The 22,538-nt window shown below is 65.3% G+C and carries 20 protein-coding genes; 7 read left to right on the top strand and 13 right to left on the bottom strand.

What is annotated here, in order from left to right; translation table 11 throughout:
- Positions 1-84: 84 nt before the first annotated feature.
- Entirely contained in the window at positions 85-927 is an 843-nt protein-coding gene (locus GSQ76_RS07650) for a UPF0280 family protein (RefSeq protein ID WP_254070292.1), read from the bottom strand.
- 125 nt (positions 928-1,052) lie between these two features.
- Here GSQ76_RS07650 and bktB point away from each other — a divergent pair, with 125 nt between their 5' ends.
- The 4 genes from bktB (at position 1,053) to groL (ending at position 5,355) form a co-directional block, all read left to right on the top strand.
- On the top strand, positions 1,053-2,237 hold the full coding sequence (gene bktB, locus GSQ76_RS07645; RefSeq protein WP_158743321.1) for a beta-ketothiolase BktB: 1,185 nt from the start codon (positions 1,053-1,055) through the stop codon (positions 2,235-2,237).
- Between the two features lie 393 nt (positions 2,238-2,630).
- Positions 2,631-3,317 carry a TetR/AcrR family transcriptional regulator gene (locus GSQ76_RS07640; protein ID WP_158743320.1) on the top strand — a complete coding sequence of 229 codons (687 nt, stop codon included), beginning with the start codon at positions 2,631-2,633 and terminating at the stop codon, positions 3,315-3,317.
- Between the two features lie 101 nt (positions 3,318-3,418).
- The gene (groES, locus tag GSQ76_RS07635; RefSeq protein WP_158743319.1) at positions 3,419-3,709 is read left to right on the top strand and encodes a co-chaperone GroES; all 291 of its coding nucleotides are present in this window, start codon (positions 3,419-3,421) and stop codon (positions 3,707-3,709) included.
- Between the two features lie 23 nt (positions 3,710-3,732).
- A complete protein-coding gene (gene groL, locus GSQ76_RS07630; RefSeq protein ID WP_158743318.1) occupies positions 3,733-5,355 on the top strand; it encodes a chaperonin GroEL in 1,623 nt (540 codons plus the stop codon).
- Positions 5,356-5,416: 61 nt separating this feature from the next.
- Here the strand turns inward: groL and GSQ76_RS07625 are convergent, their stop codons facing one another.
- The gene (locus tag GSQ76_RS07625; protein WP_158743317.1) at positions 5,417-6,622 is read right to left on the bottom strand and encodes an ABC transporter substrate-binding protein; all 1,206 of its coding nucleotides are present in this window, start codon (positions 6,620-6,622) and stop codon (positions 5,417-5,419) included.
- A gap of 83 nt (positions 6,623-6,705) precedes the next feature.
- Between GSQ76_RS07625 and GSQ76_RS07620 the strand changes: the two genes are divergently transcribed.
- Positions 6,706-7,491 (top strand): N-acyl homoserine lactonase family protein, encoded by a 786-nt coding sequence (locus tag GSQ76_RS07620; RefSeq protein ID WP_158743316.1) that lies wholly within the window; start codon positions 6,706-6,708, stop codon positions 7,489-7,491.
- Position 7,492: 1 nt separating this feature from the next.
- On the opposite strand, the gene GSQ76_RS07615 is transcribed toward GSQ76_RS07620, so the two are convergent.
- From GSQ76_RS07615 to phnC, 6 genes are all read right to left on the bottom strand, one after another.
- Entirely contained in the window at positions 7,493-8,248 is a 756-nt protein-coding gene (locus GSQ76_RS07615; RefSeq protein ID WP_158743315.1) for a molybdopterin-binding protein, read from the bottom strand.
- Positions 8,245-9,240 carry an 8-oxo-dGTP diphosphatase MutT gene (mutT, locus tag GSQ76_RS07610; RefSeq protein WP_408836257.1) on the bottom strand — a complete coding sequence of 332 codons (996 nt, stop codon included), beginning with the start codon at positions 9,238-9,240 and terminating at the stop codon, positions 8,245-8,247. Before mutT ends, GSQ76_RS07615 begins: the two co-directional genes overlap by 4 nt.
- Before the next feature lie 107 nt (positions 9,241-9,347).
- On the bottom strand, positions 9,348-10,205 hold the full coding sequence (gene phnE / locus GSQ76_RS07605) for a phosphonate ABC transporter, permease protein PhnE (protein ID WP_216850952.1): 858 nt from the start codon (positions 10,203-10,205) through the stop codon (positions 9,348-9,350).
- Positions 10,202-11,086 carry a phosphonate ABC transporter, permease protein PhnE gene (phnE, locus tag GSQ76_RS07600; RefSeq protein WP_158743313.1) on the bottom strand — a complete coding sequence of 295 codons (885 nt, stop codon included), beginning with the start codon at positions 11,084-11,086 and terminating at the stop codon, positions 10,202-10,204. Before phnE (GSQ76_RS07600) ends, phnE (GSQ76_RS07605) begins: the two co-directional genes overlap by 4 nt.
- A gap of 18 nt (positions 11,087-11,104) precedes the next feature.
- Positions 11,105-12,040 carry a phosphonate ABC transporter substrate-binding protein gene (gene phnD, locus GSQ76_RS07595; RefSeq protein ID WP_158743312.1) on the bottom strand — a complete coding sequence of 312 codons (936 nt, stop codon included), beginning with the start codon at positions 12,038-12,040 and terminating at the stop codon, positions 11,105-11,107.
- A gap of 26 nt (positions 12,041-12,066) precedes the next feature.
- Complete coding sequence (gene phnC, locus GSQ76_RS07590; protein ID WP_158743311.1) at positions 12,067-12,867, bottom strand: phosphonate ABC transporter ATP-binding protein; 801 nt, start codon at positions 12,865-12,867, stop codon at positions 12,067-12,069.
- Between the two features lie 129 nt (positions 12,868-12,996).
- On the opposite strand from phnC, the gene alaS reads away from it, so the two are divergent.
- Positions 12,997-15,639, top strand: coding sequence for an alanine--tRNA ligase (gene alaS, locus GSQ76_RS07585; protein ID WP_158743310.1), 2,643 nt, complete (start codon positions 12,997-12,999; stop codon positions 15,637-15,639).
- Positions 15,640-15,644: 5 nt separating this feature from the next.
- Here alaS and GSQ76_RS07580 read toward each other — a convergent pair whose 3' ends face one another.
- The 4 genes from GSQ76_RS07580 to GSQ76_RS07565 all read right to left on the bottom strand — a co-directional run bounded on the left by GSQ76_RS07580 (position 15,645) and on the right by GSQ76_RS07565 (position 20,037).
- Positions 15,645-16,205, bottom strand: coding sequence for a DinB family protein (locus tag GSQ76_RS07580; RefSeq protein ID WP_158743309.1), 561 nt, complete (start codon positions 16,203-16,205; stop codon positions 15,645-15,647).
- A gap of 5 nt (positions 16,206-16,210) precedes the next feature.
- Complete coding sequence (gene parE, locus GSQ76_RS07575) at positions 16,211-18,199, bottom strand: DNA topoisomerase IV subunit B (protein WP_158743308.1); 1,989 nt, start codon at positions 18,197-18,199, stop codon at positions 16,211-16,213.
- A 75-nt stretch (positions 18,200-18,274) separates the two neighbouring features.
- Entirely contained in the window at positions 18,275-18,808 is a 534-nt protein-coding gene (dps, locus tag GSQ76_RS07570) for a DNA starvation/stationary phase protection protein Dps (RefSeq protein WP_158743322.1), read from the bottom strand.
- 77 nt (positions 18,809-18,885) lie between these two features.
- The gene (locus GSQ76_RS07565; RefSeq protein ID WP_158743307.1) at positions 18,886-20,037 is read right to left on the bottom strand and encodes a patatin-like phospholipase family protein; all 1,152 of its coding nucleotides are present in this window, start codon (positions 20,035-20,037) and stop codon (positions 18,886-18,888) included.
- A 105-nt stretch (positions 20,038-20,142) separates the two neighbouring features.
- On the opposite strand from GSQ76_RS07565, the gene GSQ76_RS07560 reads away from it, so the two are divergent.
- The gene (locus tag GSQ76_RS07560) at positions 20,143-20,928 is read left to right on the top strand and encodes a 3-hydroxybutyrate dehydrogenase (protein WP_158743306.1); all 786 of its coding nucleotides are present in this window, start codon (positions 20,143-20,145) and stop codon (positions 20,926-20,928) included.
- A gap of 3 nt (positions 20,929-20,931) precedes the next feature.
- On the opposite strand, the gene cysG is transcribed toward GSQ76_RS07560, so the two are convergent.
- Entirely contained in the window at positions 20,932-22,233 is a 1,302-nt protein-coding gene (gene cysG, locus GSQ76_RS07555) for a siroheme synthase CysG (protein ID WP_158743305.1), read from the bottom strand.
- Positions 22,234-22,538 lie beyond the last annotated feature (305 nt).

Raw genomic sequence — 22,538 nt, 5'->3', positions numbered from 1 at the left:
CCACGGGTTGCCCGGGCGTCGTCATCGTATCCCAATGGTAGCGTGATGCATGTCGCGGCGGGGGCTCCGGTCGTCGTCGCGACCCTACCCGGCGCCGGCGACGCGCGTGACGCCCTGGCAGTGCAACGCGGCCGCAACGATCAGCCCGGCCGCGATCAAGTCATCCGCCACGCGCGCGCCTGCGGCCAGGGCCTGCGCAATCTCCTGCCGCGCTAGCGGCCCGACGGCCCGAGTGACCAATCGGCCCCGCAAATCGCTGTCGGCCCGCACGCTGTCGGCGGCCACGCGGTGGATCGCTGGGTGGCCTGGCAGATCCACCGCATTGGCCACGATGGTCGCGGCGGCATCGGCCTGCGCGGCGGTGGCGGCGCAGATCGTCACCGCATCCGCAATGCCCAGGGAAAAACTACGCCCCGGCCAACCGCTGGTCGCGATTCCGCCAATGCCATCCCCGGCGCCGATTATGGTGCGCGCAAATAGGCCAGGCCTATCTGGCCGATCCACCAGCCCGGCGCGAAATCGTTCACCAGTCGCCAGATGCAGCGCAATGTCGCCACCATTATTCACGAAGGCGCGCCGCAAGCCGCCGCCCTGGCATAGAACGCCCAACGCTGCATCCGCCACCGCACCGGCGACCGCGGCCATCGGTGTGATGAATCCTGCCGCCGCAAATGGCATCACCGCATCCTCCATGCGTTTGGCGACCGGACCGGTCAACATCGGCCGGCCGGCCCGGCTTGGGCTGCGCAAAGCCGGCAGTTCCTCGCACAACCCGTCCAACACGGTCGCGAACCACGTGGTGAGCGCGGCATAGCCGCGTTGCACGACCGCCGGCTCACCCTCCGCCAATACGACCAGATCGATCGGGCCGTGCTGCAGATGCAGCCGACCGCCCGGCAGCATTGCGCATTGCGGCGGAATGCTCACGCGCCGATCTGCCGCGGCTTCAACTCGGGTCCTTCCAGCCGCACCATCGTCACATCGGTCCCGCTTTTCGCTGTGGGAAAGCTGTAGTACGCCATAGACCAGAATTGCTTCTCGGAGGATCTGCTATGTCGCGCAACGTCGTGATCGCGTCCGGTGTGCGGACGGCCATCGGCTCGTTTGGAGGCGCCCTGGCCGCCCACGCCCCCACCCAACTCGGCGCGCTGTGCGTGGCGGAGGCATTGCGCCGCGCGGACATGCCGGCAGATCGGGTGGAGCACGTGGTGTTTGGCAACGTGGTGCTGACGGAGTCCAAGGACGCCTACCTGGCGCGCGTCGTCGCGATCGAAGGCGGCATCCCGAAGGAAACGCCGGCCATGACGGTGAACCGGCTTTGCGGCAGCGGCGTGCAGGCCATCGTCTCCGCCGCGCAATCCATCATGCTGGGCGATGCCGATATCGCCGTCGCCGGTGGGGTCGAGACAATGAGCCGCGCGCCCCATCTGCTGCAGACCGGCCGCTTCGGCCAACGTATGGGCGACACCGCGATGACGGACCATCTGACCGGCATCCTCACCGACCCGTTCGGCCACGGCATCATGGGCATCACTGCGGAAAACGTCGCCGATCGCTGGCAGGTGACGCGGGATGCCCAGGATGCGCTGGCCCTCGAAAGCCAACGCCGGGCCACGGCGGCTATCCAGGCGGGGCGCTTCACCGACCAGATCCTGCGCGTCGAGGTCAAGCGCGGCCGCACGACTGCGATGTTCGACACCGACGAATACGTCAAGACCGACGCCACGGCCGAGGCGCTGTCCGGCCTGAATCCCGTCTTCCGCAAGGGCGGCTCGGTCACCGCGGGCAATGCCTCCGGCATCAACGACGGCGCCGCCGCGGTGCTGCTGATGGAGGAGGGCCTGGCGGAGAAGGAGGGCCGCACCGCCCTGGCCCGTATCGTCGGCTACGCGCATGCCGGGGTGGACCCGTCCGAAATGGGCATCGGCCCGGTCCCCGCCGTACGCCGTCTGCTGCAACGGACGGGGCTCGCGGTAGACGATTTCAGCATCATCGAATCCAACGAGGCATTTGCCGCCCAGGCCTGCGCCGTTGCACGCGAACTGGGCTTCGACCCGGCGCGCCTCAATCCCAATGGCGGCGCCATCGCGCTCGGCCACCCCGTCGGGGCAACCGGCACCATTCTGGTCATCAAGGCTGCCTACGAGTTGCAGCGCACCGGCGGCCGTTACGGCTTGGTCACCATGTGCATCGGCGGCGGCCAAGGCATCGCCATGGCGATCGAGCGGATGCACTGACGCCGGGCAGCCGATCGTCGAAGGACGATCCTAACGGCGCCCGACGACATCGTGATCCCCGGTCAAAAGAATGATTTGATAATGGAGGACGGGGAGAATATCTCTGCGCCTGAGATCGAGGACGCGCTGAACCGCACCCATTCCAGGGGCGGCTGCGACGGTCCATGCCGCACCCCGCTTCGGCGCGACCGTGCGTGCCTTCGTGATCCCCAACGAGGTGGAACATCCACCCAGCCCAGCGAATGTCTGCCTGGACCAGCCTGGTCCTGCGCGCCGAGACATGCGGGGGAGGGACCCGTATTGGTGGATGGCCCAACCCGCAGTGCCGGGAAGGCCAGAACGATGGATTGAGGCGTTGCATTGCTGAACAGAGTATCGCTGGCCCAACCCGACTTGGCTGATGACAGTCCGGCTGCCAGCCCGGCCTCGGCCCCCCGCACGCGCAAACGCCCGAGTTCGTGCCGCCAGGTCGCCAAGAATACCGAGACCCGGCGCCGCTTGGTCGAAGCCGCGGGTGTCGTCGTTGGCGCGCACGGATATGCCGGCGCATCCGTGGCACGCATCACCGAGCGGGCCGGCGTCGCACACGGCGCGTTCTACCTGCATTTCGCCAGCCGCCAGGCCATGTTCGACGTGCTACTGCCGGAAATCAGCAGTGGCATGCTGGACACCATCAGCACCGCCATCCGCGACTGCACGACGTTCGAGGAAATCGAGCGCCAAGGGCTGAAGGCCAATTTCGAGTATTTGTCGAAGCGCCCGGAAATCGACCGCGTGATGAACGAGGCCGAACTCTATGCGCCCCAAGCATTCAAGCAGTTCCTCGGCGATCTCCAGGCGCGTTACCTGCGCTCCCTGCAACGCAGCCGTGCGCGCGGTGATATTCGTGACTATAGCGACGACCAACTCCGCACGATCGTGGCATTGTTGGCAGGCGCGCGGTCGTTTCTGCTAAAGATCTTCGCCCGCGATGGGGCCGGCGCCGTCAGCCCGCCCTCGGATGAGCAGATGGCGACGTATCTGGACGTCTTCCTGCACGGCCTGAAGAGGCCTCGCGAAAACACCCTCGAACAAAGTTAGCACTCTGCCCCGGAGAGTGCTAAGAGCTGCGGCAACCGATGCCGGGTCGGGCGAGCCAGAGCGTTTGGCCCTGCCGCCGGCATCCTGATTGGAGCCATTGAATGAAATTCCGCCCATTGCATGACCGCGTCGTGGTCCGCCGGATCACCGCGCAGGAGAAGACGGCCGGTGGGATCATCATCCCCGACACCGCGCAGGAAAAGCCGATGGAAGGCGAGATCATCGCCGTCGGCGCCGGCGCGCGCAACGAGCAGGGCGTCGTCGTGGCGCTAGAGGTCAAGGCCGGCGATCGCGTGCTGTTCGGCAAGTGGTCGGGCACGGAAGTGAAGATTGACGGTGAGGAGCTCCTGATCATGAAGGAGAGCGATCTCATGGGCGTCGTGGCGGCCTAAGCAACCAACAAGGAACCGAGAACATGGCAGCAAAAGAAGTTCGCTTCGGCGAAGACGCCCGCGCACGCATGCTCCGCGGCGTTGATATCCTGGCCGACGCCGTCAAGGTGACGCTGGGCCCGAAGGGCCGCAACGTCGTCATCGACAAGAGCTACGGCGCACCGCGGATCACCAAGGACGGCGTCACCGTCGCCAAGGAGATCGAGCTGGCCGAGAAGTTCGAGAACATGGGCGCCCAGATGGTCCGTGAAGTCGCGAGCAAGACCAACGACCTGGCCGGCGACGGCACCACCACCGCCACCGTTCTGGCCCAGGCCATCGTCCGCGAGGGCGGCAAGGCCGTCGCCGCTGGCATGTCCCCGATGGACCTGAAGCGCGGCGTCGACAAGGCGGTAACCGCCATCGTCGAGGAACTGGCCAAGCGGACCAAGAAGATCACGACCGAGGCCGAGACCGCCCAGGTTGGCACCATCTCCGCCAACGGCGAGTCCGAAATCGGCCGCATGATCGCCGAGGCGATGCAGCGCGTTGGCAACGAGGGTGTCATCACCGTCGAAGAAGCCAAGGGCATGGATACCGAGTTGGAAGTCGTGGAGGGCATGCAGTTCGATCGCGGCTACCTCTCCCCATACTTCATCACCAACTCCGAGAAGATGACGGTCGATCTCGACAACCCGTACATCCTCATCCACGAGAAGAAGCTGTCCGGTCTGCAGCCGTTGCTGCCGCTGCTGGAAGCCGTCGTGCAGTCCACCCGTCCGCTGCTGATCATCGCCGAGGATATCGAGGGCGAGGCCCTGGCCACCCTGGTCGTGAACAAGCTGCGTGGCGGCCTGAAGATCGCCGCCGTCAAGGCGCCTGGCTTCGGTGATCGTCGCAAGGCGATGCTGGAAGACATCGCGATCCTGACCGGCGGCCAGGTGATTTCCGAGGATCTGGGCATCAAGCTCGAATCCGTCACGCTCGACATGCTGGGCCAAGCCAAGCGCGTCCTGATCGAAAAGGAAAACACCACCGTCATCGACGGCGCTGGTGAAGAAGAGCAGATCAAGGGCCGTTGCGAGCAGATCAAGGCGCAGGCCGCCGAGACGACCTCCGACTACGACCGTGAGAAGCTGCAGGAGCGTCTGGCCAAGCTCGCCGGTGGCGTTGCCGTCATCCGCGTCGGTGGCGCGACCGAGGTTGAGGTCAAGGAGCGCAAGGATCGCGTCGACGACGCGCTGCACGCAACCCGTGCAGCCGTCGAAGAAGGCATCGTGCCCGGCGGCGGCGTCGCCCTGGCCCGTGCCAGCCTGATCCTGGCGACCCTGAACCCGGAAAACCAGGACCAGAAGTTCGGCATCGAGATGGTTCGCAAGGCGGTTCAGACTCCGCTGCGCCAGATTGCGACGAATGCTGGTGAAGATGGCGCCGTCATCGGTGGCAAGGTGCTTGAGAACCCGACCTACGCGTTCGGCTACGACGCGCAGACCGGCGAATACAAGGACCTGATCGCCGCCGGCATCATCGACCCGACCAAGGTCATCCGCGTCGCTCTGCAGAACGCAGCTTCGGTTGCCGGCCTGCTGATCACGACGGAAGCCATGATCGCCGAGAAGCCTGAGAAGGCTGCGACCTCGCTGCCGCCGTCCGGCAACGACTACTAAGTCGTAGCCAAACCAAGAAAGGCGCCGCGGGTCACACCGCGGCGCCTTTTTTATGCCTGGCCTACGTCACCAGCGGACAACCGCCTTCCGCCACCGGGCGAAACGCCTGTTCACCCGGCAACGTCGCAAGAATTTTGTAGACGTCGAATTGGCCGTGGCTTTCCGCCGGGGTTTTCACCTGCGCCAGATACATGTTGCACATCACCCGGCCATCACCGCGGATGGTGACATTGGTGTTGTTCATGTCGTTCACCGGCGTAGCGCGCATTTTCGCCGCCACGGTCTTCGCGTCTGTCGTGCCGGACGCTGCCACCGCCGCCAGCCAATGCTTCACGCCGCTATAGCTGCCAGCCTGCAACATGGTCGGCGGCTTCGGTTTGGACAGCATGAACTGCTTGGTGAACGCGCGCGTCTCATCGGTGCGGTCCCAGTAGAACGACGTCGTCAGGTTCAAGCCCTGCGCCACCGGCAAACCGACCGAGAACACGTCCGTCACGAAGATCAGCAGCGCCGCCAGTCGCTGCTTGTCGGTGGTGCCGACACCGAATTCGGCCGCCTGCTTCAGCGTGTTCTGCGTGTCGGTACCCGCATTCGCCAGGCCGATCACCTGCGCGCCCGAGTTTTGAGCCTGCAGCAAATAGGATGAGAAATCCGACGTGCCCAAGGGATGCCGCACCGTGCCAAGCACCTTGCCGCCCGCGGCCTCCAGAAACCGCGTCGTATCGCGCTGCATCGCATCGCCAAATGCATAATCCGCGGTGATGAAGAACCAGGTTTTGCCCCCGGCCTTCGTCACCGCATCCCCAGTGCCCTTCGCCAATGCATAGGTGTCGTAGGAGAAGTGGAAACAGAACGGCGAACACGCCTTGCCCGTGAGGTCGGATGTCGCCGGGCCAATCGCCACGTAGATGCGCTGCTTCTCCCGCGTCACCTGCTGGATCGCCAACCCGGCGGCAGAATTGGCGCCATCCACGATCAGATCCACGCCCTGCGAGTCGATCCATTCCCGCGTGATCGAGGCGGCCAAATCCGGCTTGTTCGCACAATCGCCGTGCAGGATTTCGATCGGGCGGCCCAACACAATGTTGCCGATCTCGGCCGCCGCCAGCCGGGTTGCAATGACGCACCCGACGCCGCCATTATCCGCATAGACCCCGTTCGGATCGTTCACGATCCCGATCCGAACTGGCCGCGTTTGCGCCCTGGCCCGTATCGCCGTCGCCGCCAAGCCGCTGGCAAGCGCCACCCGTCGCGTCACATCGGTCATATTTGTTTCCTCGCCATCGTATGGTCTTCTGCTTGGGCGCGAGGCTAAACTTTTGTCAGACAATCAAGCAAGGGTGGGAAGCCATGGAATACGAAATCGTCGCCATACGGTACGCGACCAAGCAGGAGCGCACGGCAGGCAGCAATTTCCTCTTCCCCGATGATCACGCCGCCAAAATGCCGATCGACTATTTCGTATGGGCGATCACTGGAGGTGGCCGCACCATCGTCGTCGACACCGGCTTCGGCGCCGCCGCGGCCGCAAGGCGTGGCAGCACGCTCCTGCGCAGCACCGCCGCTGCGTTGGCCCTGGTCGGGATCGATGCGGCCACGGTGAAGGACGTCGTCCTCACCCACATGCATTACGACCACGCCGGCTGCATGGACGCCTTTCCCCAGGCGATCTTCCACCTGCAGGATGCCGAGATGTCGTTCGCGACCGGCCGCTGCATGTGCCACAAGCCGCTGCGCATCCCCATGGAAGTGGAGGACGTGGTCACCGCCGTGCGCCACGTCTTCGCCGACCGCGTGCGTTTTCACGACGGCACCGCCACCATCGCACCCGGCATCACGCTTCACCTAGTCGGCGGCCATTCCGGTGGTTTGCAAATCGTGCGGGTGCCCACGGCGCGGGGGCATGTCGTGCTTGCCAGCGATGCCGCACATTTCTGGGCCAACATCCGCACCCGCAACCCGTTCCCCCTAGTGGTGGACGTGGCCCGTATGGCGGAAGGCTGGCGCATCTGCGAGGAATTGGCAGACAGTCCGGACCACATCATTCCTGGCCACGACCCGCTGGTGCTGCAGCGATTTCCCAAAATGCCCGGCCAGCCGGACGTGGCGCTGCTGCACGAACCCCCGGCCGACTAACTCAGGCCGGCGGTTCGCCGGGGATCGGGGTCAGATCCATCGCCTCGATCAATGCCGTCACCTCGGCAATCGCCGCCTCCGCTTCGGTGGCATCAGGCCCCTTCGCCACCAACGCCACGCCATTCCCGGTCGCGCGATAGAACGGGTAGGACCCGAGGTCGAGCGCAGGGTGCTTGTCTTGCACCGCGCGCAGCCCGTCCGCGACCCGGCCCTCCAGCAGCCCGATTGCGTAAACCGCGCGGGAGATGATCGGCGGCCCGCCTGCCAGGCTCGGCGCCAGCGCGTTGAACATGGACTGCATGATCCGCGGCACGCCCGCCATCACATGCACATTGCCGATGGTGAAGCCTGGCGCGATCGAAATCGCATTGTCGATCAGCGTCGCCCCCCGCGGCATGGTCGCCATGCGCTGCCGGGCCGCGTTGAACTCACCCGGCTTATAATGCCGCTCCATCCGCGCCATCGCCTCCGGATGCTTCTCCCACGGCACGCCGAACGCGGCGGAGATGCATTCGGACGTGATGTCGTCATGTGTCGGCCCGATGCCGCCGGTGGTGAACACGTGGTCGTACCGCGCCCGAACCTCGTTCACCGTGCCGATGATCGTCTCCGGCACATCCGGGATGATCCGCACCTCGCGCAGGGGAATGCCGATCTCGCCCAGCCGGGTGGCGATGAACTTGATGTTCAAGTCCTGGGTGCGGCCGGACAGCACCTCGTTTCCGATCACCAGCAGGCAGGCAGTGGGGTTGGTCACAGAAAGTCCCTTAACAAGGGGATGAGCGGCTTGTCGGCTGCGGGCATATCATACTCCGTCAGCTTATTGGGCCGCACCCAGGCGAGCGCCTGGCCTTCGACCCCCGTCGGCGTGCCCTTCCAGCGGCGGCACAGGAATAACGGCATCAGCAGATGAAACCGGTCGTAATCGTGCGACGCAAACGCGAACGGGGCCAAGCATGCCTCCGCCACGTCGATCCCCAATTCTTCCTTCAACTCGCGGATCAGCGCCTGTTCCGGGGTCTCGCCGGGGTTCAGCTTGCCGCCCGGGAATTCCCATAGGCCAGCCATCTTCTTGCCCTCGGGCCGCCGGGCCAGCAGCACGCGATTATCCACGTCGATCAGCGCGCAGGCCGCCACCAGCAGCAGCGGCTTGCCCGGCGCGGCATCCGGCGTGGGTGCAGGCGTTTCCACCGCGCCAAACAGATCGTCCCGCGTCGCCTCGAACCGGATCACCGGGTGGTCGCCGCCACGGGCCAGGAATTCTTCGCGGCCAGTCCCGACCTCCCGCAGCCCCACCCGGCGTAGCACCGCGGCAGAGGCCGGGTTGTCTTCGGCGACATGCGCCTCGACCCGGGCAACGGGTAAATTGGCCAGTGCCCAGCGCGCCACCCGGCCCACGACCTCGGTCGCCACGCCATGGCCCCAGAACTGTCGCCCCACCCAGTATCCCAGGTTGGCCACGTTCGGCGTCTTGTCCAACCGCAGCCCGACGCACCCGATTACCAACTCCTTGCCGTCCTCCTGCCCGGTGATCACCAGATGGTAGGCGCTCCCTTTGATCCGCTGCTCCGCGGTGGAGGCGATCCACTCATCCGTCAGCGTGCGCGGATACGGGAAGGGCAGGCGCGACAGCATGCGAACCACGGCCCAGTCATTGACCAGGCGATGGAGCTGTTCGGCATCCTCGGCCACGGGGGGGCGAAGCAGAAGGCGCTCGGTGGTGAGCGTCGTCGGCAGATCGAGGGCCAAGGGCGGAGGGGCCGGAGCGCGGCGACGGGCGGAGGGCATCTTCAGGCAAAATGGCGCAAGCGGGTGGGGGAGGGCAAGGGCGGTTCGCCCAATCTACCCGGTTCAGTCTAGACGGCCCGCCGCCCGATGATCGCCAATCGCAGCCGGCGGGACACGAAATCGATCGCCGCCACCGTCACCAGCACCATCAGGATCAGGAACGAGACCTGCTGCCACTCCAAGACTCGGATCTGCTCATACAAATGCAACCCGATGCCGCCGGCGCCGACGATGCCGATGATCGTGGCGGAGCGTGTGTTCGACTCGAAAAAGTACAGCAATTGGCTGGCGAAGATCGGCAGGATCTGCGGCACGATGCCGAATCGGATGGCCATGACCCAGCCGCCGCCGCTGGCCGCCACGCCCTCCATCGGTTTGCGGTCCGCCGTCTCGATCGCCTCCGACATCAGCTTGGCCAGGGACCCGAAATCGGAGCAGGCGATGGCGAGCGCCCCTGCGAACGGGCCCAATCCCACCACGTCGATCCAGATCAGCGCCCAGATCAGCACATCGATGCTGCGCACCGTGTCCAAACTGCGCCGGGCCAGGACATGGACGACCCGGCTTGCCACCACGTTGCGGGCCGCCAAAAACCCAAACGGTAGAGACAAGATAGCCGCCAACAACGTGCCGAGAAAGGCGATCGACAGCGTTTGCCCCAGCGCATCCAGATACAGGGCGAAGTGGCCACCGGTGCTGGGCGGCAGCATCAGTGCGAAGATGAGCCCAAGTTGGCCGAGGCCGTGCCAGATCCGCGAAGGCGAAATATCCAGCGCGTATAGCCCAACGACATAGAGCGCCACGCCGGCGATGGCCACCGCGGCCGATCCGACGCCCGGGCCTTTGCCGATCAGAGCGGGGCCGTGCTCTGCCTCCATCCGGCCGCGTTGGGCCAGAAATTCCGCCTTCAGTCCGATACCGCTCACCGCGCCTGCTCCGCGGCCAGCAGGCGGTGCCGCAGTTTTTCCGACCCGAAATCCAGCAACATGACGCAAACCAGCAGCATCAGCAGGATCGCGCTCACGTCGGAGTAGTAGAATTTGCGGATTGCCACGATCAGTTCCTGCCCGATGCCGCCAGCACCGACGAACCCGATCACCGCCGCGCCCCGCAAATTCACTTCCAGCCGCAACAGGCTATAGCTGGCGAAGTTGGACATCACCTGGGGCAGGACCCCGAACCGGATCTGCGACAGCCAACTGCCGCCGGTGCCCTGGATGCCTTCCACCGGCTTCATGTCGATGTTCTCGATCACCTCGGCGAACAATTTGCCCAGCGTGCCAATGGTGTGCAGCGTAATCGCCAGCACACCGGGCAATGGTCCCAGGCCGAATGCCACGACGAAGATCAGCGCGAAGACGATGTCCGGCACCGTCCGGCAGAATTCCAGCACGCGGGTGACGATCAACCGCACCGTGCCGGACCGCGACAGATTGCGGCTCGCCAGCACCCCGCCAGCGACACCCAACACGGCCCCGGTGACGGTGCCGACATAGGCGATCAGGATCGTCTGGCCGAGTTGTAGGCTCCACCGCCGTAGGCCCCAGAACCAATACACCGGGTCGGTCCAAACCCTGGCCCCGGTATCCAGCAGGGTCAGCCGTTCGAAGTAGCTGCTGAAATTGCCGATTTTGTCCCAGAAGGTATCCAGCCGGACCTCGGCCCCGACGCTGGACAGCCCGATCGCGACCAGCATCAGCACGGCGCCGATCGCGATGGTCCGTCGCCGGGCAGCGACGGCTTGGGCGTAGGCGTCCAGCATTGGGCGCAGTTGCGGCTCGGGCGGCACGGCAACGCTATGTGTCATACCGCCCGGGCCGCCCGACTAGCCGTTGGCCTTGCGCAGGTGATCCACGAACGTGATCAGCTTGACTGTGTCGTCATAGGCGGCGTTGTCGGTCGTCTGGAACGGCTGGTTCTTGCCGTCGGACAGGCGGTCGAAGGCTGCCTTGTCGTTTTTGGCCGCATCCAGCCAGGCGGTCACGATCGCCTTCTTCAGGTCCGCCGGCAGGCTGTCCAGATAAGCCGTCGGGCCATTGATGATGAGGTCTGACTTCAAGATGATCCGGAAATCGTCGACCTTGGCAGGCGTGCCATTCGCGTTCTTGACCATGCCCTTGTTCAGCATGCGCGTCAGGTTGCTGTCGTCCGGCGCGTTCCAGAAATTGGCCGCCACCTGCACGGTGCCCTGCTGCAGCGCCAGAACCGCGTTCTCATGGCTGCCGGTGATGATCATCTTGCCGAAGAACTTCTCGGCATTGATGCCCATCTTGTTCAGCGCGAACAGCGGCATGTTGTAGCCGGAGGTGGAGTTCGGGTCGACCAACCCCAAATCCTTCCCCTTCAGATCCTGCACCGTCTTGTACGGGCTGTCGGACTTCACGTAGAAGACCGAGTAGTAGCCCTTCGTGCCGTCGCTGTTGACGTCGATGACGAAGGCGGTGGTCTTCACGCCAGTCACCAGCGCGCGCGCGAACGAGGCCGGGCCGTAATAGCCGATGTGGATGTTGCCGGCGCGTTGGCCCTCGATCACGGCCGCGTAGTCATTGGCAACCCGCAGCGTCACCTTGGTGCCCAACTGCTTGCTCAGGTAGGCGGTGAACGGTGCATACCGGTCCGTCACGCCAGACGCGTTCTCGGCTGGGACCACCCCGAACACCAGTTCGGGGTAGGCCTGCTTATAGCTCTGGGCGCGGACGGTCGTGGCTGTGGTGGCTGCGCCAGCGGCAAGGCCGGCCAGCAGAGTGCGGCGGTTGATCATGGTGGCTCCTGGGGAGAAAAAGGGGGTCAGGCAGTGATGGCGGTGCGCAGATCCATGGGAACTGGCGCGGGCTGGGGCGCCATCACCTCGTTCGCCTCCAGCCCGTAGAGTTCACGCGCCACGCTCTCGGTCAGCGCGGCGGGCACGTCGTCGAACACGATTCGGCCGTTCGCCATGCCCACCAGCCGGTCGCAATAGCTGCGGGCTAGATCTAGCGAGTGCAGGTTGCACAGAACCGTCAGCCCGAAATGCCGGTTGATCCGCTGCAGCGAGTCCATGACGATCTTCGCATTGCGCGGATCCAGGGAGGCGACGGGTTCGTCCGCCAGCACGATCTCGGGCTCCTGCACCAGGGCGCGGCAGATCGCCACGCGCTGCTGCTGGCCGCCCGACAAATTGTCCGCCCGTTGCGAGGCCAGTTTGGCAATGTCCATCTGGTCCAGCGCGGCCATAGCCATCGCCCGATCATCCCGGCTCCACATCTTGGTGGCCGATCGCCAGCCCGGCGTGTGCGTCAACCGCCCCATCAGCACGTTGTCCAGCACGTCCAGCCGGCCAACCAGGTTGAATTGCTGGAAGATCATAGCGCAACGCCGCCGCCAATCGCGCAGCTTGTGGCCGCGTAGGGCCGTCACATCCTCACCCAGATAGGTGATGCGGCCCTGGGATGGGTCGGTCAGCCGATTGATCATGCGCAGCGTGGTGGACTTGCCGGCACCGGAGCGCCCGATGACGCCGACGAACTGCCCTTTCGGGATGGACACGGACACGCCGGACACGGCGACCGACTTCCCGAACGCCTTCGTCACATCGCTCAGAACCAGCACCCGGCGTCTCCTAACCTCGCCGCGACGATCTACACGGCAGGGCTAGGGTGGGCGGTGATAGTTTGATGACGCTTCCGGCGTGCTGGCCCCACTGGCCCAACCGCGCTGGCTGCGGTATCTCGGCCTATCATGCCAAGCAGTAACGACATCCGGGCCACCTTCCTCGACTTTTTCGTGCGCAACGGCCACACGGCCGTGCCCTCGTCGTCGCTGGTGCCACGCAACGACCCGACGCTGCTGTTCACCAACAGCGGCATGGTCCAGTTCAAGAACGTCTTCACCGGGGCCGAGAAGCGGCCCTATAGCCGCGCCACTACGGCGCAGAAATGCGTGCGCGCTGGTGGCAAGCACAACGACCTGGACAATGTCGGCTACACCGCCCGGCACCATACCTTCTTCGAAATGCTGGGCAATTTCTCGTTCGGCGACTATTTCAAGCCGCTGGCGATCGAGCAGGCGTGGACCCTGCTGACCCGCGATTTCGGCCTGCCGAAGGACAAGCTGCTCGTCACCGTCTATTCCGAGGATGACGAGGCAGCCGACCTCTGGAAGAGCATCGCCGGGCTTAGCGACAGCAAGATCATCCGCATTCCCACATCGGATAATTTCTGGCGCATGGGCGATACCGGCCCCTGCGGCCCGTGTTCCGAAATCTTCTATGATCATGGCGACACCATCCCCGGCGGCCCCCCTGGCAGCCCGGACGAAGATGGCGACCGGTTCATCGAGATCTGGAACCTGGTGTTCATGCAGTACGAGGAGGGGCCGCCCGGCGTTCGCGCGCCGCTGCCCCGCCCGTCCATCGACACCGGCATGGGGATGGAGCGATTTGCCGCCATATTGCAGGGCGTCCACGACAACTACGACACCGACACCTTCCGCGCGCTGATCCTGGCCAGCGCCGACATCACCGGGCAGGAGCCGGACGGCCCGTTCCGCGCCAGCCATCGCGTGGTGGCCGACCACCTTCGCTCAACCTCGTTCTTGATCGCGGAAGGCGTGCTCCCCTCCAACGAGGGCCGTGGCTACGTGCTGCGCCGGATCATGCGCCGCGCCATGCGCCATTTGCACATGATGGGCGCGCGGGAGCCGATGATGTGGCGCCTGGTCCCCGTCCTGGTCCGGCAAATGGGCGCCGCCTACCCGGAACTGCCCCAGGCCGAAACGCTGATCATCGAGACGCTCCGCCTCGAGGAAACCCGGTTCAAGGCAATGCTGGAGCGCGGTCTGCACCTGCTCGCCGACGAAGTGTCCAAGCTGGGCGACACCCAGGCGCTGCCCGGCGACGTCGCATTCCGCCTCTACGACACGTACGGCTTCCCCCTGGACCTGACGCAGGATGCGCTGCGCGAGCAAGGGCGCGCCGTCGACATCTCTGGCTTCGACACGGCCATGACCGAGCAGCGCACCCGCGCCCGCGCAGCCTGGGCCGGCACCGGTGACGCCGCGGCCGAGCGCGTCTGGTTCGAACAGCGCGAGGCTGTCGGCGCCACCGAATTCCAGGGCTACAACGTCGAGAAGGCCGAGGCGCAGGTGACGTCCATCGTCATCGGCGGTATGGCCGTGCAACGGGCCGAGCCGGGAGACAAGGTTTCCGTCCTGCTGAACCAGACCCCGTTCTACGCCGAAAGCGGCGGGCAAGTAGGCGACACCGGCACCATCACCGGACTTGGCGGCCTGCGCATCGCTATCTCCGACACGCAGAAGCGCGCCGGCGACGCCTTCGCCCATATCGGCGTGGTCGAGGCCGGGGAGGTGACGGTCGGCATGCCCGTTGTCGCCGAACTGGACCACATCCGCCGTGGCAACATCCGCGCCCATCACAGTGCCACCCACCTGCTGCACGAGGCGCTGCGTCGCCGCCTCGGCACCCACGTCCAGCAGAAGGGCAGCCTGAACGCGCCCGACCGCCTGCGCTTCGACGTCAGCCAGCCCACCCCGATCTCCAAGGCCGACCTGAAGATGGTGGAGGCGGAAGTGAATGCCCGCATCCGCGAAAATGCCCCCGTCACCACCCGGCTGATGACGCCCGAAGCCGCGGTGGCCGAGGGCGCGATGGCCCTGTTCGGCGAGAAATACGGCGACGAAGTCCGCGTCGTCGCCATGGGTAACGGCGATGATGGCCGCCCCGCCTACTCGATCGAGCTATGCGGCGGCACCCACGTCCGCCGCACCGGCGACATCGGCCTGTTTCGCCTGGTGAGCGAAGGCGCCGTCAGCGCCGGGGTTCGCCGGATCGAGGCCGTGACCGGTGAGGCCGCACTGGCCATGATGGCCGAATCCGAACGCCGGGTCGACGAATTGGCGGCGCTGCTGAAGGCCAACCCGGCCGAACTCGGCGCCCGCGTCGCCACCTTGATCGAGGACCGCAAGCGCCTGGAAAAGCAGGTGAGTGAGCTGCAACGCAAACTCGCCACCGGCGCCGGCGCACCGGAGTTGGAGGAGATTTCCGGCATCCCCCTCGCGGCCCGCAACGTGGGCGAGGTGCCCGGCAAGGAACTCCGCGCCCTGGTCGACGCCATCGCCGAGCAGGTCGGCAGCGGCGTGGTCGCAATCGTCTCCACCGCGGACGGCAAGGCCAGCATCGCGGTCGGCGTGTCGGCTGATCTGGTCAAGCGGGTGAGCGCCGTCGACCTGGTGCGTGCCGCCGCGGCAGCCGTAGGCGGCAAGGGCGGCGGTGGCCGCCCCGACATGGCCCAGGCGGGCGGCCCCGACGGCGACCACGCGGACGACGCGCTGGAGGCGATCCGTGGGGTGCTGAAGGCGCTGTAGCCCGGCTACCCCCGCCAGATCGCGTCTTCGCTCCAGCCTAGCGCCGCGAACTCCGCCTCCCGCAACGGCGCCTCACCCACCGAGAAGAACTCGTCCAATTGCGGTGGGGCGACCGACGTCCCGCTGAGCATGGCGTGCGCCTGCCCCCGGTGATGGATCTGGTGCTGGAACAGATGCATCAGCAGCCGGTCCATCCGCTCGTGCTGTATCCGGCTGCCCCGGTGAACCTCGACGATCGCGCCCAACCCATCCGGATCGGCCTGTTCTGCCACAGCGATCAGCCGCCGATCCAATGCGGCCTGTGCCGCGTGCAGCACGTCGACGCTCGCAAACGGCTCCCGCTCCGCCCAGGCCGCAGGGCCGAGCGTGCCGCCCTCCATCGCATCCACGTAGAACAAATCGACAATGTAAATGTGGTTCAACGTCGCACGCAGGCTGGGGAAGAACCCGGTCCGCGGCGCCACCAATTCTGCCGGCGTCAGCCCGGCGCAGGCCGTCAGGAAACGGTGGTTTGCCCACCCGTTATTATAGGACATCGCACGATAGGGATGCGAGCCACCGTCCATCGCGCTTAAACGTCCACCTCTTCCACCGCCAAGTTCCTCGCATGCTCCTGGATGAACTTGAACCGCAATTCGGGTTTGCGGCCCATCAGGCTCTCCACCAACTCGCTGGTCTCGGCTCGGCGCTCTGCGGAGGCTTCCACCTTCAGCAGCGTGCGCTTGGCCGGGTCCATGGTGGTTTCCTTCAGCGCCGATGGCGGCATCTCGCCCAAGCCCTTGAACCGGCTCACCTCGATCTTGGACCCGGCTTTGAACGTCTTGGCTAGTCGCTCCCGGTCCGCATCGTTCATCGCGTAGACCGAGCGTGCGCCCTGCGTCATCCGATACAGCGGCGGTTGCGCCAAATAGATGTGCCCGGCCTTAATCAGCTCCGGCAGTTCCCGATAGAAGAACGTCATCAGCAGACTAGCGATGTGCGCGCCATCCACATCCGCGTCCGTCATGATGACGATACGGCCATACCGCAGCTTCTTGATGTCGAATCGATCACCCACGCCACAGCCCAGTGCTTCGATCAGGTCGCGCAATTCCTGATTCTGCCGCAGCTTGTCCACGGTCGCACTGGCCACGTTCAGGATCTTGCCTCGCAACGGCAGCACCGCCTGAGTCTCCCGCCGCCGCGCCTGCTTGGCCGAGCCACCGGCGCTGTCGCCCTCCACGAGGAATAGCTCCGTCTCCGCCATGATCTCGCTGGTGCAGTCCGCCAGCTTGCCCGGCAGCCGCAGCCGCTTGGTGGCGGTCTTGCGGGCGACGTCCTTGTTCTCCCGCCGCCGCAGCCGCTCCTCCGCTCGCTCGATCAGTGCGGTCAGCAAATTGTCGGCCTGCGCCGGGTTGCCGCCCAACCAGTGGTCGAACCGGTCGCGCATGGCGGTTTCCACCAGCCGGGTGGCGTCGCCGCTCGTCAGTTTTTCCTTGGTCTGGCCCTGGAATTGCGGGTCGCGCACGAAGGCGGACAGCTTGCCCGCCATGCTTCCCGTCACATCCTCGCCGGTAATCTGGCTGGCCCGGCGGTTGCTGCGATGCTCGCCCCAGGCGCGAATGCCTTTCAGCAGCGCCGCACGAAACCCCGCCTCATGCGTGCCACCCAGCGGAGTCGGCACCGTGTTGCAGTAGGAGTGCAGGAAGCCGTCCACCCCTTCCAGCCACGTCACCGCCCATTCCGCCCGCCCACCGGACCGGCCATCGTCCCGAATCGGCAGATCGGCCTCGCCAGCCCAAATCTCTGGCACGGCCATCGGCGTCTGCCCTATCTCCTCCGCCAGGCTGTCGCGCAGCCCGCCGGGGAAGTGCAACACCGCCTCGGCCGGCACATCGTCGCGCCCCTTGAGCAGCCCCGGGTCGCAACTCCAACTGATCTTCACCCCGCGGAACAGATACGCCTTCGACCGGCACAGCCGATACAGGCGAACCGGGCTGAATTGAAGAGCACCGAAAATCTCCGGATCCGGCTTGAACCGAATCGTCGTGCCCCGCCGGTTTTGCGTCGGCCCGGCATTGACCAGCTTTGTCGTAGGCTTCCCCCGGGCGTAGCTCTGCTTCCACAACACCCGATCCCGCGCGACCTCTACCTCCAGCGACTCGCTCAACGCGTTCACCACGGAGCTTCCGACGCCGTGCAACCCGCCCGATGTTTCATACGCCTCCCCACCGAACTTGCCGCCTGAATGCAGCGTGGTGAGGATCACCTCCAGTGCACTCAAAGCCTTGAACTTGGGGTGGGGATCGACCGGAATTCCGCGCCCATTGTCGCGAATGCTCAGCCAATTGCCAGCCTGGAACGCGAACTCGATCGAAGTCGCATGCCCCGCAACGGCTTCATCCATCGAGTTATCGAGTATTTCGGACGCCAAGTGATGCAGCGCGTTGTCGTCGGTTCCGCCGATATACATGCCGGGCCGCCGCCGAACCGGCTCCAGCCCCTCCAGGACCTCGATGTCCTTGGCGGAATATTCGTTCTGCCCGCGCCCAGCCTTGGCGGAGCCGAAGAGGTCGTTCATGCTGTGTTCCCGTGTCTCCCCCGCACGCTAAGCGCCCGGGGGAGGGGAACGCAAGAGTGTTAGCTGCTCCGGAAGCTAGCTCTTGGGGAAGCTCTGGCTCGGCGACTGCTCCTGGGTATGCGCCTCCAGGAACCAAAGCTGCTTGTCGATGCCGCGCGACACCTCGGTGAAGATATCGGCGGTGTCGGGATCGCCCGCCTCGTCAATCTCATCGATGTTCTCACGGATCGCGTTTGCGAACTTCGCGTACCGATCGATCAGCGCGTGGATATGGTCGCTCACCGCATAGATATCGACGGGATACGGCTCGAGCGTGGTCTTCTTGTCGACTTCCTGCACGGTCCCGCGGGCAGTGCCGCCCAACTGGGTGATCCGTTCCGCCATGGTGTCCACGAATTCATCCTGCTCGGTCCGGAAGGTATCGAGCATCAGGTGAACGCCGATGAACTGCGGTCCCTTCAGGTTCCAATGCGCCTGTTTGGTGATGAGCGAGACGTCGATCCCATCGGCCAGACGCGCCTGCAGTAGTTCAATCGCGACTGCCTTGGCATTCTGATTATTTCTCGTCTTGTGCAGATGCACGCCGTTGCTCGTTTGATCAGACGGCATCGCCTTGTCTTTCGCCATCGTGGGCTCCTATCGGGTGTGTGCGATCGAACGCAAAACTGGCACGACCGTTCCACGGGTTAGACCCCCGTTCGATGGATATCATGTGTTATTATGCCACTTTCTTCCGAAGGCATTTCTAGCCAGTCCCGCCGCGCCAGCGTCGCCCGCGTATCGCGCAATCCCGACGCCCAATGGTCCCGCATGGATGATTTGCTGAAGTCGTAATCCTTCGCCTCGCCCTCATGCGCGGCCTGTTGGTAGATCAACTGCATGATGTTGATGGCGGGCAGCGTCGCCAGCCGCAGCTTCAGCACGCGCTCCTCGTCCGAAAGCTGATCGTCCGGCAATTTCTCCAGCAGCCGCTTGATCTGGATGCGTTGCGCATGGGCCTGCCGGTAATAGTCCGTCGTCAGCCGGGTGCGGGACGAATATTGGATGTCCTTCGCCCGGCCCATCGCCTCCGGCATGTCCCGCGGTACCGGGCCACGCGCGCTGAACAGATCCACCTGGAACACCAGGGCGTTCTCGCCGTCGATATGATCCAACAGATGCTGCAGCGGCGTGTTGGACACGATGCCCCCGTCCCAGAAATTCTCCCCGGCGATCTGCGTCATTGGCAGCGCCGGGGGCAAGGCGCCGCTGGCCATGATGTGGTCGGGCGTGATGGTGGTCTCGGCATTGTCGAAATAGGCGAAATTGCCGGACGCGACGTTCACTGCACCCACGGCGAACCGGATCTCGCCCTGGTTGATCCGGTCGAAATCCACCAGCCGCAGCAGCGTCTCGCGCAATGGCGCACTGTCATAATACGATGTCGCCCCCGTCGCCCCGCGCGGCCGCATCCAGGGGGAGGGCAGGTTCGGCGCGAACAACCCGGGCTGACCCAGCGCCATCGTCATGAAGGACGACCACAGATTATGCACCTTCCGCGGCCCGTCGCCGTCCGGCAGGAACCCCCAAACCGGGCGCAACGTCACGGTGCGCCAGAAATCCTCCAGCGCCGCCAGCCGCCGTTCGGGCGGATTGCCCGCGATCAGTGCCGCGTTGACGCTGCCAATCGACACGCCCGCCAGCCAGTCCGGCTGCAACCCGGCCTCGTGCAGCGCCTGATAAACCCCAGCCTGATACGCCCCCAATGCCCCGCCACCCTGCAACAGCAGCCCCACCCGGTCGCACCCCTCCGGTCGCCAGGGTCGCTTCGGGCCATACGTCAGCGGGCCAGCATCCATGCAATTCACTCCAACGTCCGACGCCTATCTGAGCACGCCCGCCCGCCTTGCCATACCCGGGCGATCCGCCAATGATCCGCCCGCAATCAAGGACGGGAGATGTGGATGAGCCTGAAGGGCAAGGTGGCGCTGGTCACCGGATCGACCAGCGGGATCGGCCTCGGCATCGCTCGTGCCTTCGCCGCCGACGGGGCCGACATCATGATGAACGGCTTCGGTGACCCGGTGGCGATCGAGTCGCTCCGCGCCGGCCTGGCCGCCGAGTTCGGCGTGCGCGTGCTGCACGACGGTGCCGATGTCAGCAAAGCCGCCCCCATCGCCGCCATGGTCGCGCGGACGGAGGCGGAGTTGGATCGCTTGGACATCCTGGTCAACAACGCCGGCATCCAGCACGTGGCCCCCATCGCCGATTTCCCGCCCGATCGGTGGGACGCGATTATCGCCATCAACCTGTCCAGTGCCTTCCACGCCACGCAGCGCGCGATCCGCGGCATGAAATCCCGCAAATGGGGCCGGATCATCAACATCGCGTCCGCCCACGGACTGGTCGGCAGTGCGGAGAAATCCGCCTACGTCGCCGCCAAACACGGCATACTGGGGCTGACCAAGGTGACCGCCCTGGAACTGGCCAATGACGGAATCACCTGCAACGCCATCTGCCCGGGCTGGGTGCTAACCCCTCTGGTGCAAAAGCAACTCGACGCCCGGGCCGAGCGCGAGGGTCGCACTGTGGCGGAGGTGACCCACACCTTCCTCACCGACAAACAGCCGATGGCGGCCTTTTCCACGCCCGAGGGAATCGGCGCCTTGGCGTTGTTCCTATGCTCGGACGCAGCAGCGACGATGACGGGCTCGCCATATTCCATCGATGGCGGATGGACCGCCCAATAGAGCCTAGGCCCGCAAGCCTACTCGGCGGCCCACCACGTCGCCGATCAGCACCAGCGTGGGGCCGCCCTGCGACCAACCTGGCGCCTCCGCTGCCAGGCTATCGAGTGTCCCCGTGAGCACGCGCTGGGCAGACGTGCCGCCGCGCTCGATCAGAGCGGCCGGCGTATCGGCAGCTAGCCCAGCGGCAAACAAGCCGTCGCGCAACAGGGGCAGCGTCACGATACCCATATAGACGGCGATCGTCCCACCCCGCGCGAGCTGCACGAAATCGAGGTCCAGACGTCCATCTTTGGTGTGCCCGGTGACAAAGGTGACAGAGCGCGTCGCGTCGCGATGAGTGAGCGGAATGCCCGCTTGTGCCGCACAGGCGAGCGCTGCGGTGACCCCTGGCACCACCTCGAACGCGATGCCGGCGGCCTCTAGCGCCTCGGCTTCCTCGCCGCCGCGGCCGAATACGAACGGGTCGCCACCCTTCAGGCGCACCACTTTGCGGCCTTCCCGCCCGAGTCGAATCAGCAGATCGTTGATCCCCTCCTGCGGCAGACAATGGTTGGCGCGGGCTTTGCCGACGTAGATCCGCTCGGCATCACGCCGGGCCATGTCCAGAACCTCGGTGCCGATCAAACGGTCATGGACGATCACATCCGCTTCCCCGAGCAATCGATGCGCCCGTAGGGTCAGCAAATCCGCAGATCCCGGCCCGGCGCCGACCAGGTAAACGATACCCGTCGAATCGGCGCCTTCGGCCATTTGCCGGGTCATCTCCTCCCGGGCCGCGTTTTCTTGCCCGGCCACCACCAAATCGGCGACCCGGCCACCCAATGCACGTTCCAATATTCGCCGCCGCAGCGAAGTATTCGGGAATCGGCGTCGTAGCTCGGCCTTGAACTCGTCTGCGATGGCCGCAAGGCGCCCAAACGCCGGTGGAACGAGCGACTCGATGCGCGCGCGGATGAGGCGCGCCAGAACCGGCGCCGCGCCACCCGAAGAAATTGCCACCATAAGGGGCGAACGGTCGACGATAGCGGGGGTGATGAAGCTGCAAAGGGCAGGTCGGTCGACCACGTTGAACGGAATCCCCCGGCGATTCGCCGCCTCGACCAGCGCTTCAATCTCGCTCTCCGCAGCTTCGGCCGCGATAGCGACGGCGCATTCGTCCAGTTGCGCTGGCTGGAAGGTCGTCGTGCGGATGACAATCGCGCCAGCGGCCTCCAATGCTAACGCTTTGCGATCACTCGCTTCTCCGTCGCCAAGCACGAGGGCGTGGCGGCCGGTCAGATCCATGAAGATCGGAAAATAACGCATTCAACGGGCCCGTCGGAGTAAGCGCGAACCCTAACACGAGGCGGGGCGTTGGGGCCGAATCACGTCGTTTGCGTAATTTGTGTCAGAACCGCTTGACCGGTCCGGCGGACGGGCCTAGAAGCTGCCTCACCGACGCGGAAACAAACTCTTGCTTCTCCGGCGGGTCTAGTCTAGCTTCCTCGGCTCGCACTGAGGTAGCGCCACTCAGACAGATAGCGGTCCGGCCCGGAACACGGGTCGGCGTCCTGTTTGGGTGTTTGTTCTTTGACAAGTAAATCTGCTGAGGAAGGGATATGTTGGCGGCG

It is taken from the genome of Acidisphaera sp. L21 (assembly GCF_009765685.1).
In the GTDB taxonomy this organism is placed as follows: Bacteria; Pseudomonadota; Alphaproteobacteria; order Acetobacterales; family Acetobacteraceae; genus LMUY01.
The sequence above is the reverse complement of the archived record's forward strand: the minus strand, read 5'-3'. Positions and strand labels throughout refer to the sequence as shown.

What these genes read in the sequence shown, in the direction of transcription:
- bktB (WP_158743321.1), top strand. Translation starts at nt 1,053, where the DNA reads ATGTCGCGCAACGTCGTGATCGCGTCCGGTGTGCGGACGGCCATCGGC.
- groES (WP_158743319.1), top strand. Translation starts at nt 3,419, where the DNA reads ATGAAATTCCGCCCATTGCATGACCGCGTCGTGGTCCGCCGGATCACC.
- groL (WP_158743318.1), top strand. Translation starts at nt 3,733, where the DNA reads ATGGCAGCAAAAGAAGTTCGCTTCGGCGAAGACGCCCGCGCACGCATG.
- GSQ76_RS07625 (WP_158743317.1), bottom strand. Translation starts at nt 6,622, where the DNA reads ATGACCGATGTGACGCGACGGGTGGCGCTTGCCAGCGGCTTGGCGGCG.
- GSQ76_RS07620 (WP_158743316.1), top strand. Translation starts at nt 6,706, where the DNA reads ATGGAATACGAAATCGTCGCCATACGGTACGCGACCAAGCAGGAGCGC.
- phnE (WP_158743313.1), bottom strand. Translation starts at nt 11,086, where the DNA reads ATGACACATAGCGTTGCCGTGCCGCCCGAGCCGCAACTGCGCCCAATG.
- phnD (WP_158743312.1), bottom strand. Translation starts at nt 12,040, where the DNA reads ATGATCAACCGCCGCACTCTGCTGGCCGGCCTTGCCGCTGGCGCAGCC.
- alaS (WP_158743310.1), top strand. Translation starts at nt 12,997, where the DNA reads ATGCCAAGCAGTAACGACATCCGGGCCACCTTCCTCGACTTTTTCGTG.
- GSQ76_RS07580 (WP_158743309.1), bottom strand. Translation starts at nt 16,205, where the DNA reads ATGGACGGTGGCTCGCATCCCTATCGTGCGATGTCCTATAATAACGGG.
- parE (WP_158743308.1), bottom strand. Translation starts at nt 18,199, where the DNA reads ATGAACGACCTCTTCGGCTCCGCCAAGGCTGGGCGCGGGCAGAACGAA.
- dps (WP_158743322.1), bottom strand. Translation starts at nt 18,808, where the DNA reads ATGCCGTCTGATCAAACGAGCAACGGCGTGCATCTGCACAAGACGAGA.
- GSQ76_RS07565 (WP_158743307.1), bottom strand. Translation starts at nt 20,037, where the DNA reads ATGGATGCTGGCCCGCTGACGTATGGCCCGAAGCGACCCTGGCGACCG.
- GSQ76_RS07560 (WP_158743306.1), top strand. Translation starts at nt 20,143, where the DNA reads ATGAGCCTGAAGGGCAAGGTGGCGCTGGTCACCGGATCGACCAGCGGG.
- cysG (WP_158743305.1), bottom strand. Translation starts at nt 22,233, where the DNA reads ATGCGTTATTTTCCGATCTTCATGGATCTGACCGGCCGCCACGCCCTC.